Below are 14866 nucleotides of genomic sequence, written 5' to 3' on the forward strand. Positions count from 1 at the left end.
CCGATACTGGATGTATCGGGGTGATCCCGACAACGCGGCGAGCGTGCGTGCCAGGCGTCGCCGAGCAGGCGGGACTTTCGAAACACGCCCTAGGACACTCCGGCGCCTTGCGAGAGCACGCACCAGACGCCGCGGGCCCCGCCCAGAGGGCGGACGACGATACTTTGCGGACACTCCCTAGAACCTGTCGCCGAGTTCACCCGCCCCGCTCAAGCCCGTCCGGCGACGCCCGCTCAGCGCGCCCCCGCGGCCAGCGCTTCCGTCACGCCCTGCTCCTCCGGCCCCAGGAAACGCGGGTCGGGCCGGAGCAGGGCGTCCAGCGCGGCCTTGCCCGAGGCCGCCAGCTCCCGGGCGCCGCCGTAGTACCAGGTGGCGTCCCGTGGCTCGTCGACCCCGACGCCGTACGCGTCGATCCCGGCCGACCGGCACAGGGTGACGGCCCGGTGGATGTGGAAGCCCTGGCTCACCAGCACCGCCCGGTCGACCCCGAAGATCTTCTTGGCCCGGACGCAGGAGTCCCAGGAGTCGAACCCGGCGTAGTCGCTCACGATCCGCTCGTCCGGCACCCCGCGCCCGGTGAGATACGTGCGCATCGCGTCCGGCTCGTCGTACTCCACGCGGCTGTTGTCCCCGGTGACCAGGACGACCTTCACCTTCCCGGTGCGGTACAGCTCGGCCGCCGCGTCCAGCCGGTGCGCGAGGTACGGGGTCGGCCGGCCCTTCCACAGGCCGGCGCCGAACACCACGGCGACCTCCCGCGCCGGAGCCTCGGCCGTCGTGCCCACCCGGTCGCCGGCCTCCAGCCGCATCCAGGTCGCGGGCACCAGGGCCAGCACACAAGCGGCCACCAGCCCCTGCACCAGCCGCCGTTGCACCCGCCGGGTGCGGGGCAGCCGCAGGACGAACCCCTTCGGAAGCCGCAGGGCGAGCCGCTTCGGCAGCCGCAGGACGAACCCCTTCGGTAGCCGCAGGGCGAGCCCCTTCGGCAGCCGCAGAGCGAACCCCTTCGGCGGCAGCGGGGCGACGGGCCGCGCCGACTGCCGCCGGGCGGACCGCACCGACAGCCGGAGCCTCTTCGGCCACCGCCCGCGCACCGTCCGTCTCTCCCCCGCCGCCCCGCTCCCGCCGTTCTCTCCGCGCACCAGACCCCCCTGTCGTTCCTCTGTCCGTCGCGTCGTTCGCGCCACCTGCCCCCACCCCACCTGACGACCGGGATGCCGCAAAGGTTCGCCGGCCGCCCCCGTTTGTGGCGTCCGACACCGGTGGGGGAGCGGGCCGCCCCGGCGTACGCACACCGCCCCCACCCCCGCCGTGAGGCGGCGGAAAACGCCTGTGACCCTCGCGCAACGACCCGGCAACCTCCGCCGGGCACCATCGGTCCATGACGGAGCAGCCCCCCGAACAGCCCCACCGGTCGCCCCCGATGACCGATGGCACCGCGCACCTCCCCACCCGCGTCACCGACCGGCTCGGCGCCCAGCTCAGCCTCGTCCCCCGGAACGGAACCCGCAGCCCCATGTACCGCACCCGGCAGCCCGACCGCCCCGCGGAGGAGCGGCCCGGAGCCTCCGCCCCGTCCCTGGTCGCCGTAGCGCATGGCAGCCGCGACCCGGAGGCCCTGCGCACCGTGCTGGCCCTCCTGGACCGGGTGCGCGACCTGCGCCCCGGCCTCGACGTCCGGCTCGGCCACATCGAGCTGAACCGGCCGCTGCTCCCGGACACCCTGGACGGCCTGCGCGGGGCCGACGCCGTCCTCGTACCGCTGCTCCTGGGACGCGGCCACCACGTCAAGCACGACCTGCCCGCCGGGGCGGCCGCCGCCCCGGGCGTACGCACCCGGATCGCCGCGCCGCTCGGCCCCCACCCCCTGCTCGTCGAGGCGCTGTACGGGCGGCTCGTCGAGGCCGGTTGGGACCCCGCCGACCAGGGCGGCCGGCGCGCCGCCGTGGTCCTCGCCGCCGCCGGATCCCGCGACCCCGACTCCGCCCAGGACACCCGGCACACCGCCCGCATGCTCGCGACGCGCCTCGGCGTGCCCGTCGTCCCCGCGTACGCCTCCGCCGCCACGCCCACCGTCCCGGCCGCCCTGCGCGCCCTGGCTGCCCGGGGCCGCCACCGGACCTTCGTCGCCTCGTACTTCACCGCCCCCGGCCGCTTCGCGAGCGCCTGTGCCGACGCCGTACCGCACCGGGCCGCCGCCCCGCTCGGCGCCCACCCGGCGATGGCCCGCCTCGTACTGCACCGCTACGACCAGGCACGGGCCGCCTCGGACGGCGCCCCGGCCCCGGCCGACGCGGTGAGCCTGCTCGCTTCCGCCTGACATCCGGGCCCGCTCCCGCCACGTTGTCCGTCCCGGTCGCTACTGTCGGAACCATGGACGGCACACAGGGCGCACACGGGGCAGACCGGACACACGGCGCACAGGGCGCACCGAGCGGACGGGGGGCGAGCCCCTACGGGTCCGCCGACACCGAGCGCTTCGACACCGAGGAGGACAAGCGCCCCGGCCGCACCGCCTTCCAGCGCGACCGCGCCCGGGTTCTGCACTCCGCCGCCCTGCGCCGGCTCGCCGGGAAGACCCAGGTCGTGACGCCCGGCACCCGCTCCCTCGTCTGGGACGCCAGCCCCCGCACCCGGCTCACCCACTCCCTGGAGTGCGCCCAGGTCGGCCGCGAGCTGGGCGCGGTCCTCGGCTGCGACCCCGACCTGGTGGAGACGGCGTGCCTGGCCCACGACATGGGCCACCCGCCGTTCGGCCACAACGGCGAACAGGCGCTGAACGACTTCGCCTCCGACTGCGGCGGCTTCGAGGGGAACGCCCAGTCGCTGCGCCTGCTGACCCGCCTGGAACCCAAGCGCTTCGTCCGCGACCCGCGCACCGGCGACCTGGTCAGCGTCGGCCTCAACCTCACCCGGGCCGCCCTGGACGCCGCCACCAAGTACCCCTGGCCGCGCGGCGCGCACCCCACCGACCCGCACTCCGCCAAGTTCGGGGTGTACGCCGACGACGTCCCGGTCTTCGCGTGGGCCCGCGAGGGCGCCCCCGAGGACCGCACCTGCTTCGAGGCCCAGGTCATGGACTGGTCCGACGACGTGGCGTACAGCGTCCACGACTTCGAGGACGGGCTGCACGCCGGGCACATCGACCCCAACTGCCTCTACGCCGAGCCGGAGCGCGAGGAGATCTGGGCCGTCGCCATCGGCCGCTACGTCCCCGCCGGCACCGACCCCCAGGAGCTGTCCGAGGCCCTGGACCGGCTGATCGACCAGGACTGGTGGCCGCACGGCTACGACGGCTCCGCCGTGGCCCAGGCCCGCCTGAAGGACGCCACCAGCCAGCTCATTGGCCGCTTCTGCACGGAGGCCGAGACCGCCACCCGCGCGGTGTACGGCCCCGGCCGCCTCGGCCGGTACGGCGCCGAGCTGGTCGTCCCGCGCGCGGTGCGCCACGAGTGCGCGGTGCTCAAGGCGGTCGCCGACCGTTACGTCATGCAGCGCGCCGAACAGGAGGCCATCCGCGCCGACCAGCGCATCGTGATCGCCGAGCTGGCCGCCGCCCTCACCGCCCGCGCCCCCGAAGGCCTGGAACCGCACTTCCGCGCCCTGTTCGACCAGGCGCCCGACGACCACGCCCGCAAGCGGGTCCTCGTCGACCAGATCGCCGCCCTCACCGACGCCTCCGCACGATCCCTGCACGCCGCGCTCACCGCCCGTCGTGGGTGACCGGCAGACTGGAACCTGACCACTGGGGGTGACCTGTCCCGGGCACCCCCTCTTTCGCCATCACGCTGCGTGCGGGACGCTCGCAGCTGGGGGCGCCGCGCAGCACAGCACTGAGGAGGCATCAAGTGGTCGACGCACACCAGACGTTCGTCATCGTCGGAGCAGGACTCGCAGGGGCGAAGGCGGCCGAAACGCTGCGCGCCGAAGGGTTCACCGGCCGGGTGATCCTCATCGGCGACGAGCGCGACCACCCCTACGAACGGCCGCCGCTCTCCAAGGGCTACCTGGACGGCAAGGCCGAACGCGACAGCGTCTTCACCCACGAACGCCCCTGGTACGCGGGCGCCGACATCGAACTGCACCTCGGCCAGCCGGTCACCGTGCTCGACCGGTACGCGAAGACCGTGCAGCTCGGCGACAACACCGTCATCCACTACGACAAGCTGCTGCTGGCCACCGGCTCCGAACCGCGCCGCCTGGACGTCCCCGGCACCGACCTGGCCGGCGTCCACCACCTGCGCCGCCTCGCCCACGCCGACCGGCTGCGCAACGTGCTCGCCGCCCTCGGCCGCGACAACGGCCACCTGGTCATCGCCGGAGCCGGCTGGATCGGCCTGGAGGTCGCCGCCGCCGCCCGCGGCTACGGGGCCGAGGTCACCGTCGTCGAGGCCGAGCCCACCCCGCTGCACCAGGTCATCGGCCCCGAGCTGGGCCAGATCTTCACCGAACTGCACCGCGCGCACGGCGTCCGCTTCCACTTCGGGGCCCGCCTCACCGAGATCACCGGCCAGGACGGCATGGTCTTCGCCGCCCGCACCGACGACGGCGAGGAGCACCCCGCCCACGACGTGCTCGCCGCGATCGGCGCCGCCCCGCGCTCCGCCCTCGCCGAGGCCGCGGGCCTGGAGATGGCCGACCGCGCCCACGGCGGCGGCATCGCCGTGGACGCCTCCCTGCGCACCTCCGACCCGCACATCTACGCCGCCGGGGACGTCGCCGCCGCCGCCCACCCGCTGCTGGGCGCCCGACTGCGCGTCGAGCACTGGGCGAACGCCCTGAACGGCGGACCGGCCGCCGCCCGCGCCATGCTCGGCCAGGACGTGAGTTACGACCGCGTCCCGTACTTCTTCTCCGACCAGTACGACCTGGGCCTCGAATACTCCGGCTGGGCCCCGCCCGGCTCCTACGACGAGGTGATCATCCGGGGCGACGCCGGGAAGCGGGAGTTCATCGCGTTCTGGCTGAAGGACCGCCGCGTCCTGGCCGGGATGAACGTCAACGTGTGGGATGTCACCGAAACGATCCAGGAGCTGATCCGGGAGCGCCGGCAGCACGACCCGGAAGCCCTCGGGGACCCGTCGGTCCCGCTGGACTCCCTGCTCTGACGCCTCCCGACGGGGTGCGGGCGGCGCCGCCCGCACCCCGGCAGGCCACCCGCCCCGCGTCCGGCTGTCCGTGCTCACCCGTAGACTTCACGCGTGGCTGGCAGGATCAATGACGACGACGTGAAGGCGGTACGGGACGCGGTCCCGATCGACTCCGTCGTGTCCGAATACCTCCAGCTGCGCAACGCGGGCGGCGGAAACCTCAAAGGCCTCTGCCCCTTCCACGACGAGAAGTCCCCCTCCTTCCAGGTCAGTCCCGGCAAGGGCCTGTTCCACTGCTTCGGCTGCCAGGAGGGCGGCGACACGATCGCCTTCGTGATGAAGATCGACCACCTCTCCTTCTCGGAGACGGTCGAGCGCCTCGCCGCCAAGGCGGGCATCACCCTGCGCTACGAGGAGGGCGGCTACAACCCCTCCCACCAGCGCGGCGAACGCATCCGGCTGATCGAGGCCCACCAGGCCGCCGCCGAGTTCTACGTCCGCGCACTGGAGAGCCCCGAGGCCGAGATCGGCCGCAAGTTCCTCGCCGAGCGCGGCTTCGACCAGGACGCCGCCGCCCACTTCCGCGTCGGCTACAGCCCGGCCGGCTGGGACCACCTCACCCGCTATCTGCGCGGCAAGGGCTTCAGCGACAAGGAACTGATCACCTCCGGCCTCTCCCAGGACGGCCGCCGCGGCCCCATCGACCGCTTCCGCGGCCGACTGATGTGGCCCATCAGCGACACCGCCGGGGAGATCGTCGGCTTCGGCGCCCGCAAGCTGCGCGACGACGACAACGGCCCGAAGTACCTCAACACCCCCGAGACCCCGATCTACAAGAAGTCCCAGGTGCTGTACGGCATCGACCTGGCGAAGAAGGACATCGCCAAGGCCAGCCGCGCCGTCGTCGTCGAGGGCTACACCGACGTCATGGCCTGCCACCTCGCCGGGGTCACCACCGCCATCGCCACCTGCGGCACCGCCTTCGGCAACGACCACATCAAGATCCTGCGCCGCCTCCTCATGGACAACGGCAGCGCCCGCGTCATCTTCACCTTCGACGGCGACTCGGCAGGACAGAAGGCCGCCCTGCGCGCCTTCGAGGACGACCAGAAGTTCGCCGCCGAGACGTACATCGCCATCGCCCCGGACGGCATGGACCCCTGCGACCTGCGGCTCGCCAAGGGCGACGACTCCGTACGCGACCTGGTCGAGCCGCGCACCCCGCTCTTCGAGTTCGCCCTGCGCCAGATCGTCGGCCGGTACGACCTGGAGACCCCGGCCGGCCGCGCCGCCGCCCTCGACGAGGCCGCCGCCGTCGTCGCCAAGATCAAGACGAGCAGCGTGCAGCGCGAGGTCGCCGTCCAGCTCGCCGGGTTCGTCGGCATCCTCGACCAGGAGTTCGTCGTCCACCGCGTCGCCCAGCTCGCCCGCTGGGCCCGTGACAAGGGCGGCGACCACGGGGAGCGCGGCGGCCGGCGCGGCGGCCCCCAGGGCCCGCGGGGCGGCGCCCCGCAGCAGACCGCCCCCGGCTTCTCCGGACCCGCGCTCAACCTCCGCAGCCCCGCCCACCGCACCGAACGCGAACTGCTCAAGCTCGCCCTCCAGAAGCCCGCCCTGGTCTCCCCGGCCTTCGACGCGTACGGCGTGGACGAGTTCACCGCCCCGCCCTACGCCGCCGTGCGCCAGTGCATCGAGGAGGCGGGCGGCGCCGAACAGGGTCTCGCCGACAACCGCGAGTATCTGGTCGCCGTCATGGACGCCGCCCCCGACAACCCCGTCCGCAGTCTCGTCACGGAGCTCGCCGTCGAGGTCTTCATCGGCAAGACCATCGACGAGACGTACGCCGGCATGCAGCTCGTCCACGTCCGGCTGCGCGCCGTGGACCGCCGCATCAACGACGTCCAGGGCAGCCTGGCCCGCCTCGGCAGCCACGTGGCGCCCCAGGACCTGGCCGCCGCGCAGAACGAGGTCTGGGTCCTCCAGCAGTACGCCCAGTCCCTGCGCGCCCACGGCGCCGCCGCTCTCTGAGCCCGACGGGACCGGACCGGGTAACCGCCCGGTGACGGACCGGAACCAGAAAGTCCCCGCACGCCCCTCGTGACAGTCGTGTGTCGTACCCCACACTGGGGAATGTCTGAGGCATCGGAGCACACCGGCCCGCAGGAGAGCACCTCGGGGCCGGACAGACCTCCACCCCCCGTCATCCGGCAGCGATCACCTGGAGGTCGCCCCCGTGCAGACCCGGACCGTGACGACCACGACCGAGACCATGGCGGCCATCCCGGCGCAGAACAGGTCCCTGCACCACCCGGAGACCGCAGCCGGCCCGCCCGGACACGCACCCGAGGCAGTCATGGTGGAAGCGACGCACCTCCCCGACCCCCCGGAGCCGCGGAACCGGGCGGACTCCGGCGGCCCCACCTCCGACCTGTTCCGGCAGTATCTGCGCGAGATCGGCCGCATCCCGCTGCTCACCGCAGCCGAGGAGGTCGAACTCGCCCGCCGCGTCGAGGCCGGGCTCTTCGCCGAGGAACGCCTCGCGGGCACCCCGGACCTCGACTCCCGCCTCGCCGGGGACCTGGACCGGCTGGTCGTGATGGGCCGCACGGCCAAACGCCGCCTCATCGAGGCCAACCTCCGCCTCGTCGTCTCCGTCGCCAAGCGCTACGTGGGCCGCGGGCTGACCATGCTCGACCTGGTCCAGGAGGGGAACCTCGGACTGATCCGGGCCGTGGAGAAGTTCGACTACGCCCGGGGCTACAAGTTCTCCACGTACGCGACCTGGTGGATCCGCCAGGCCATGTCCCGCGCGCTGGCCGACCAGGCCCGCACCATCCGCGTCCCGGTCCATGTCGTGGAACTGATCAACCGCGTGGTGCGGGTCCAGCGCCGGATGCTCCAGGAACGCGGCGTCGAGCCCAGCGCCGAGGACGTCGCCGGCGAGCTCGACCTGACGCCCGCCCGGGTCACCGAAGTCCTCCGCCTGGCCCAGGAGCCCGTCTCCCTGCACGCCCCCGTCGGCGAGGAGGACGACGTCTCCTTCGGCGACCTCATCGAGGACGGCGACGCCGCCTCACCCGTCGAGTCCGCGGCCTTCCTCCTGCTGCGCGAACACCTGGAGGCGGTGCTCTCCACCCTCGGCGAACGCGAACGCAAGGTCGTCCAGCTGCGGTACGGCCTGGAGGACGGGCGGCCCCGCACCCTGGAGGAGATCGGCCGGATCTTCGGCGTGACGCGCGAACGCATCCGCCAGATCGAGTCCAAGACCCTCAGCAGGCTGCGGGACCACGCCTTCGCCGACCAACTCCGCGGCTACCTCGACTGATCCACGCGAGGGCCGTCAGTCCACCTCGGCCAGCGCCTCCGCGAACTGGGCGGCGTACAGCCGGGCGTAAGCGCCCTTGGCCGCCAACAGCCCCTCGTGCGTGCCCTGTTCGACGATCGACCCGTTCTCCATCACCAGGATCACGTCCGCGTCCCGGATCGTGGAGAGCCGGTGCGCGATCACGAACGACGTACGCCCGTGGGCCAGGCGCGCCATCGCCTTCTGGATCAGCACCTCGGTCCGGGTGTCCACCGAGCTGGTCGCCTCGTCGAGGACCAGGATCACCGGGTCGGACAGGAACGCCCGCGCGATGGTGATCAGCTGCTTCTCGCCCGCGCTGACCCCGGAGCCGTCGTCGTCGATCACCGAGTCGTACCCGTCGGGCAGCGTCCGGATGAACCGGTCCGCGTGCGCCGCCCGGGCCGCCTCCTCGATCTCCTCCCGGGTGACCTCGCGCGAAGCGCCGTACGCGATGTTCTCCGCGATCGTCCCGCCGAACAGCCAGGTGTCCTGGAGCACCATGCCGATGGAGGACCGCAGATCGTCCCGGGACATCTTCGCCACGTCGACCCCGTCGAGCGCGATCCGCCCGCCGGTCACCTCGTAGAACCGCATCAGCAGGTTGACCAGCGTCGTCTTGCCGGCCCCGGTCGGACCGACGATCGCGACGGTCTGCCCCGGCTCCACGCTCAACGACAGATCCTCGATCAGCGGCTTCTCCGGGTCGTAGCGGAAGGCCACCTTCTCCAGCGAGACCCGGCCCTCCAACCGCTCCGGGCGCTCGCCGTGCTCCGGATCCGCGTCCTGCTCCTCGGCGTCCAGCAGCTCGAAGACCCGCTCCGCCGAAGCGATGCCGGACTGCACCAGGTTGGCCATCGAGGCGACCTGCGTCAGCGGCATCGAGAACTGCCGCGAGTACTGGATGAACGCCTGCACGTCACCGATCGACAGCGTGCCCGAGGCGACCCGGAGCCCGCCGACCACCGCGACCAGCACATAGTTGATGTTCGAGATGAAGAACATCAGGGGCTGCATGAGCCCGCTGGCGAACTGGGCCTTGAACCCCGCCTCGTACAGCGCCTCGTTCTGCTCGGCGAAGTCCCGCGCGGACTCCTCCTGCCGGCCGAAGACCTTCACCAGGGTGTGCCCGGTGTACATCTCCTCGATGTGGGCGTTGAGCGTCCCCGTCACCCGCCACTGCTGCACGAACTGCGGCTGCGACCGCTTGCCGACCTGTGTCGCCACGACCACCGACAACGGGACCGTCACCAGCGCGACCAGGGCCAGCAGCGGCGAGATCCAGAACATCACGACCAGCACGCCGACGATCGTCAGCAGGGAGTTGATGAGCTGCCCCATCGTCTGCTGGAGCGTCTGCGAGATGTTGTCGATGTCGTTCGTCGCCCGGCTCAGCACGTCACCGCGCTTGGCCCGGTCGAAGTACGACAGCGGCAGCCGCGCCAGCTTCGTCTGGAGGTCCTCCCGCAGCTGGAACACGATCCGGTTGATCACCCGGATCGACAGCCGTGTGGAGACCAGCATCAGCAGCCCGGCCCCGACATAGATCACCAGGGCCACCAGCAGGACGTTCCCCACCGCCCCGAAGTCGATGCCCTCGCCCGGGGTGAAGTTCACCCCCGAGAGCATGTCGGCCATGGAGCCGCTGCCCTTCTCCCGCAGCCCCTCGATCGCCTGCGCCTTCGTCGTGCCCTCGGGCATTTGGCGCCCGACCACACCGGCGAAGATCAGGTCCGTCGCCTTCCCGAGGATCTTCGGACCGGCCACCGACAACGCGACGCTCACCGTCACGGCGGCCAGCATCAGCCACAGCGAGGACTTCTCCCGGCCGAACCGTCGCAGCAGCCGCTTGCTCGACCCCTTGAAGTCCATCGACCGGTCGGTGGGCGCGCCCCCGGCCATCATCCGTCCGCCCGGACCGGCCATTACGCGGCCTCCGCTTCCGTCAGCTGGGAGAGCACGATCTCCCGGTATGTTTCGTTGCCGGCCATCAGCTCGTGATGGGTGCCGGTCCCCACGACCCGTCCCTCGTCCAGCACCAGGATCCGGTCCGCGTCACGGATGGTGGACACCCGCTGCGCCACGATCACCACGGTCGCCCCGGCCGTCTCCCGCCCCAGCGCCGCCCGCAGCGCGGCGTCGGTCGCGTAGTCCAGCGCGGAGAACGAGTCGTCGAACAGATAGATCTCCGGGCGCTGCACCAGCGTCCGGGCGATGGCGAGCCGCTGCCGCTGACCGCCGGACACATTGGTACCGCCCTGCGCGATCGGCGCGTCGAGACCGTGTTCCAGCGCCTCGACGAACTCCTTGGCCTGCGCCACCTCCAGCGCGTGCCACAGCTCCTCGTCGGTGGCGTCCGGATTCCCGTACCGCAGGTTCGTCGCGACCGTCCCCGAGAAGAGGTACGGCTTCTGCGGCACCAGGGACACCGTCTTCGCCAGCAGCACCGGATCCAGCGTCCGCACGTCCTCGCCGTCGACCAGCACCTCGCCGTCCGTCACATCGAACAGCCGGGGTACGAGCCCGAGCAGCGTGGACTTCCCGCTTCCCGTCGACCCGATGACCGCGGTCGTCTCCCCGGGCCGGGCCACCAGCTCCACGGCTCGCAACACCGGCTCCTCCGCGCCCGGATAGCGGAACTCGGCGCCCCGCACCTCCAGATGCCCGTGCCGCCGCAGCTCGGTCACCGGAGCGACGGGAGGCACCACACTCGACTCGGTCCCGAGGACCTCCTCGACGCGCTCGGCGCACACCTCGGCGCGCGGCACCATCATGAACATGAACGTGGCCATCATCACGGCCATCACGATCTGCATCAGATAGGCGAGGAACGCGGTCAGCGCGCCGATCTGCATCCCGCCGCTGTCGATGCGGTGCGCGCCGAACCACACCACCGCGACCGACGACAGGTTGACCACCGTCATCACGGTCGGGAACATCAGCGCCATCAGCCGCCCGGTCGCCACCGACACATCGGTCAGCTCGGTGTTGGCGCCCCGGAACCGCTTCTCCTCGTACCCGTCCCGGACGAAGGCGCGGATGACCCGGTTGCCGGTGATCTGCTCGCGCAGCACCCGGTTCACCCCGTCCAGCCGCTCCTGCATGGTGCGGAACAGCGGTCCCATCTTCCGGACGATGAGGCCGACCGAGACACCGAGCACCGGCACGACCGCCAGCAGCACGGCGGAGAGCGGCACATCCAGGCCGAGCGCCATGATGATGCCGCCGACGCACATGATCGGGGCCGACACCATCAGGGTGAACGCCAGCAGCACCAGCATCTGGATCTGCTGGACGTCGTTGGTGGTCCGGGTGATCAGCGAGGGCGCCCCGAAGCGCCCGAGCTCACGGGCCGAGAAGGACTGCACCCGGTCGAAGACGGCGGCCCGCACATCGCGCCCGAGGGCGGAGGCGGTGCGCGCCCCGTAGTAGACGGCTCCCACATTGCACAGCACCTGCAGAACACTGACGGCGATCATCAGACCGCCGAACTCCAGGATGTAGCCGGTGTCGCCCGTGACGACACCGTTGTCGATGATGTCGGCGTTCAGACTGGGCAGATACAGCGTGGCGCAGGTCTGGAGCAGCTGGAGGAACACCAGCAGCACGATGGGTTTCTTGTACGGACCCAAATGGGTCCGCAGGAGTTTTATGAGCACGCGGGTCTCTCGGAATCGGCGGAAGGCAGAGGCCGCCCCAGTTTCGCGTACGCCGTACTCGAAGGGCGAACCCTTTTCGCCAAGCCCAGGTCAAACCTGGAGCGCCCGCAGAGACCCCCGCGCTCCGGAACCACGGACTCACGCCGGGTGCGCGCGGGCGCGCACCGAACGGGCCCGCGCCGGGCGCGACGCGCGCGGGTCCGGGCCTACTCCGGGTGCGCTCCGCCGAAGGCCCCGGGGTGGATCTGGTCCCGGGTCGCCGCGTACTGCTGACGCACCGCACCGCCCACCGCCAGCTCGTCACCGGGCTCCAGCACCTGGGCCGCCGCACCCTGCCAGGCCGGGGGAGTACGCGGGTCGAGGGAGCCCTGCGAGACCCCGAGCGCCCACGCTGCCTGCCGGGCCGCGCCGATCGCCGCGTACTGGGCGGGCTGCGGCACCACGACCTGCGTGCCGAACACCGCCGGAGCCAGGGCCTGCACGGCGGGCAGCTCGGCGGCGGCGCCGAGCAGGAAGACGCGCCGCACCTCCACCCCCCGCCCCCGCAGGACGTCGAGGGCGTCGGCCAGCGAGCACAGCATCCCCTCGAACGCGGCCCGCGCCAGATGCTCCGGCTTCATCGACTCGCGCCGCAATCCGCTCAGCGTGCCCGCGGTGTGCGGGAGCTGCGGGGTGCGCTCGCCCTCCAGATACGGCAGCAGCACCAGCCCGGAGGCCCCCGGCGTCGACTTCAGCGCCAGCGCGGACAGCTCCTCCAGCCCCTCCACGTCCAGCATCTCGGCGGTCCCGCGCAGCGCACGCACGGCATTGGAGAGGTGCACCACCGGCAGATGCATCCCGGTGGCGTCGGCGAACGAGGTGATCATCCCGTTCGGGTCGGCGAGCGCCTCGTGGTGCACCGCCATCACGGACCCGGAGGCCCCCAGCGACACCACCGCGTCGCCCACCGCCACCCCGAGCCCGAAGGCCGCGGCCATGGTCTCGCCGGTGCCCGCGGAGATCAGCAGCCCTTCCGGGGTCATCCCGGCGGAGTCGGCGGGGCCGAGCACCTCGGGCAGCCCGGCGGAGTGGCCGAGGGCCAGCTCGACCAGATCGGGCCGGTAGGCGGCGGACCCGGCCGACCAGTAGCCGGTGCCCGAGGCCGCGCCCCGGTCCGTGGTCCGCCGGGCGGGCCGGCCCAGCAGCTGCCACACGAGCCAGTCGTGCGGCTGGAGCACGGCGGCCACCCGCTGGGCGTTCTCCGGCTCGTTCCGCGCCAGCCAGCGCAGCTTCGCCACCGGCTGCGCGGCCCCCGGCACGGCCCCGACGGCTTCCGCCCAGGCCCCTCGCCCGCCCAGCGCGTCGACGAGATCGGCCGCGGCGACCTGCGCCCGCCGGTCGTTGCCGAGCAGGGCGGGACGCACGAGGTTGCCCTGCTGGTCCAGCGGTACGAGCCCGTGCTGCTGCGCGGAGACCCCGATGGCCTGCACGCCTTCGAGCAGCCCGCCGGAGGCCGCCTCGCCGAGCGAGAGCAGCCAGGCCTGCGGATCGACCTCGGTGGCCTTGGCCTCGACCGGATGGGCGGCGTACCCCTCCCGGAGCACGGCACCCGAGTCCGTGTCACAGACGACGATGTGAGTGAAGGCGGAAGAACTGTCCAACCCCGCGACTATGCCCATGGGGAGATTCTGCCGCACCCCGCGACTTACCGGTAACCGCCGCCGTACGCAGCAGGACCCCGGGCCCTAGGTGTTGGTGGTCCCCCAGTCGTCCTCGAAGCCGTTCTGGCTGCTGCGGTCCCGCAGCGACCGGACCCGCTCGGCGACGGAGGCGGGCACCTTGTCCCCGACCTTCTCGCTGACCGAGTGGTACGCCTTGCCCGCGAAGTCCCGTCCGCTGTGCGCGGCGCTCTCGGCGGCGTTGCGCACGGCGGGGTTCTCCGTGAACTGCCGGGCCGACTTCTTCAACTGCTCGTAACGCTCGCGCCCGGCTCGCGTGCCGAGCACGTAACCGAGGGCCACTCCGGCGATGAACGTGAGCCGGTACCGCATGGCTGCCACCCTTCCTACGCTTCGTGCGACGTGTGCAGCCCGCCTACCCGCGACCACCCGAGATCACCCCGGGCGATACCGATTGGCGGAGCACCCCCCTGCTTGCGCTAATGTATGTGTCGCAGCGAACGCGCGCCGCCCGGCAGCCGCCAGGCAGGTAAGTTTTCGCAGCGACGCAGCAATCCCCTGTAGCTCAATTGGCAGAGCAGCCGGCTGTTAACCGGCAGGTTACTGGTTCGAGTCCAGTCGGGGGAGCGCGATCCCCTGTAGCTCAATTGGCAGAGCATTCGGCTGTTAACCGGAGGGTTACTGGTTCGAGTCCAGTCGGGGGAGCGGAACGGAAGAGGGCCCTTCGGGGTCCTCTTTCGCGTGCCCGGCCGATGCCTTGCCGGGGCCACGAGGGGCCCCGGAGTGACTCTTTCGGGTCTCCTTGATCTCGCCTGCAACCGGGCAGCACGCAGCGCCGTCCTCAAGATCAGGTGAAGTCGGCCATCCGAAGCGAGAGATCGTATGACCGGCTATGCTGCGGCAGACGGTGCGCACACTTGTACGCGCCACGCCGAAACGGGGCGGTAGCTCAGCCGGTTAGAGCAGCGGACTCATAATCCGTCGGCCGTGGGTTCGAGTCCCACCCGCCCCACTCCAGCAGAAACGTCGTGACCTGCAGGTTCACCCGATTGATGAGTCGTCGGGCAGGCGCGGTACCGCACGAGTACCGCACGGGGCCCTCGTACGCTTGTCTTC

General features: G+C 72.0%; 10 protein-coding genes and 3 tRNA genes. 8 read left to right on the forward strand and 5 right to left on the reverse strand.

All coding sequences use genetic code 11. The features are described 5' to 3' along the window. Nucleotides 1–233: 233 nt before the first annotated feature. Entirely contained in the window at nucleotides 234–1142 is a 909-nt protein-coding gene (locus ACIQRW_RS26855; protein ID WP_403764780.1) for a vancomycin high temperature exclusion protein, read from the reverse strand. Between the two features lie 239 nt (nucleotides 1143–1381). On the opposite strand from ACIQRW_RS26855, the gene ACIQRW_RS26860 reads away from it, so the two are divergent. The 5 genes from ACIQRW_RS26860 to ACIQRW_RS26880 all read left to right on the forward strand — a co-directional run bounded on the left by ACIQRW_RS26860 (nucleotide 1382) and on the right by ACIQRW_RS26880 (nucleotide 8415). After that, nucleotides 1382–2320 carry a sirohydrochlorin chelatase gene (locus ACIQRW_RS26860; RefSeq protein ID WP_403764781.1) on the forward strand — a complete coding sequence of 313 codons (939 nt, stop codon included), beginning with the start codon at nucleotides 1382–1384 and terminating at the stop codon, nucleotides 2318–2320. Between the two features lie 53 nt (nucleotides 2321–2373). Further along, nucleotides 2374–3723, forward strand: coding sequence for a deoxyguanosinetriphosphate triphosphohydrolase (locus ACIQRW_RS26865; protein ID WP_403764783.1), 1350 nt, complete (start codon nucleotides 2374–2376; stop codon nucleotides 3721–3723). 125 nt (nucleotides 3724–3848) lie between these two features. After that, entirely contained in the window at nucleotides 3849–5108 is a 1260-nt protein-coding gene (locus ACIQRW_RS26870; RefSeq protein WP_403764785.1) for an NAD(P)/FAD-dependent oxidoreductase, read from the forward strand. 93 nt (nucleotides 5109–5201) lie between these two features. Then, nucleotides 5202–7118 carry a DNA primase gene (dnaG, locus tag ACIQRW_RS26875; protein WP_403764787.1) on the forward strand — a complete coding sequence of 639 codons (1917 nt, stop codon included), beginning with the start codon at nucleotides 5202–5204 and terminating at the stop codon, nucleotides 7116–7118. A gap of 205 nt (nucleotides 7119–7323) precedes the next feature. Beyond that, nucleotides 7324–8415, forward strand: coding sequence for an RNA polymerase sigma factor (locus ACIQRW_RS26880; protein WP_403764789.1), 1092 nt, complete (start codon nucleotides 7324–7326; stop codon nucleotides 8413–8415). 15 nt (nucleotides 8416–8430) lie between these two features. Here the strand turns inward: ACIQRW_RS26880 and ACIQRW_RS26885 are convergent, their stop codons facing one another. The 4 genes from ACIQRW_RS26885 to ACIQRW_RS26900 all read right to left on the reverse strand — a co-directional run bounded on the left by ACIQRW_RS26885 (nucleotide 8431) and on the right by ACIQRW_RS26900 (nucleotide 14122). Further along, nucleotides 8431–10359, reverse strand: a complete 1929-nt coding sequence (locus ACIQRW_RS26885; RefSeq protein WP_403764791.1) for an ABC transporter ATP-binding protein — start codon at nucleotides 10357–10359, stop codon at nucleotides 8431–8433. Next, entirely contained in the window at nucleotides 10359–12092 is a 1734-nt protein-coding gene (locus ACIQRW_RS26890; RefSeq protein ID WP_403764793.1) for an ABC transporter ATP-binding protein, read from the reverse strand. Before ACIQRW_RS26890 ends, ACIQRW_RS26885 begins: the two co-directional genes overlap by 1 nt. A gap of 206 nt (nucleotides 12093–12298) precedes the next feature. After that, complete coding sequence (locus ACIQRW_RS26895) at nucleotides 12299–13750, reverse strand: FGGY family carbohydrate kinase (protein WP_403764795.1); 1452 nt, start codon at nucleotides 13748–13750, stop codon at nucleotides 12299–12301. Between the two features lie 66 nt (nucleotides 13751–13816). Beyond that, entirely contained in the window at nucleotides 13817–14122 is a 306-nt protein-coding gene (locus tag ACIQRW_RS26900; RefSeq protein ID WP_032791199.1) for a hypothetical protein, read from the reverse strand. 182 nt (nucleotides 14123–14304) lie between these two features. Between ACIQRW_RS26900 and ACIQRW_RS26905 the strand changes: the two genes are divergently transcribed. From ACIQRW_RS26905 to ACIQRW_RS26915, 3 genes are all read left to right on the forward strand, one after another. Beyond that, nucleotides 14305–14377: transfer RNA gene (locus ACIQRW_RS26905), tRNA-Asn, on the forward strand. 5 nt (nucleotides 14378–14382) lie between these two features. Next, a tRNA-Asn gene (locus ACIQRW_RS26910) sits at nucleotides 14383–14455 on the forward strand. 233 nt (nucleotides 14456–14688) lie between these two features. Then, nucleotides 14689–14762, forward strand: a tRNA-Ile gene (locus ACIQRW_RS26915). Nucleotides 14763–14866: the final 104 nt, after the last annotated feature.

Source organism: Streptomyces sp. NPDC091287, from assembly GCF_044768525.1.
In the GTDB taxonomy this organism is placed as follows: Bacteria; Actinomycetota; Actinomycetes; order Streptomycetales; family Streptomycetaceae; genus Streptomyces.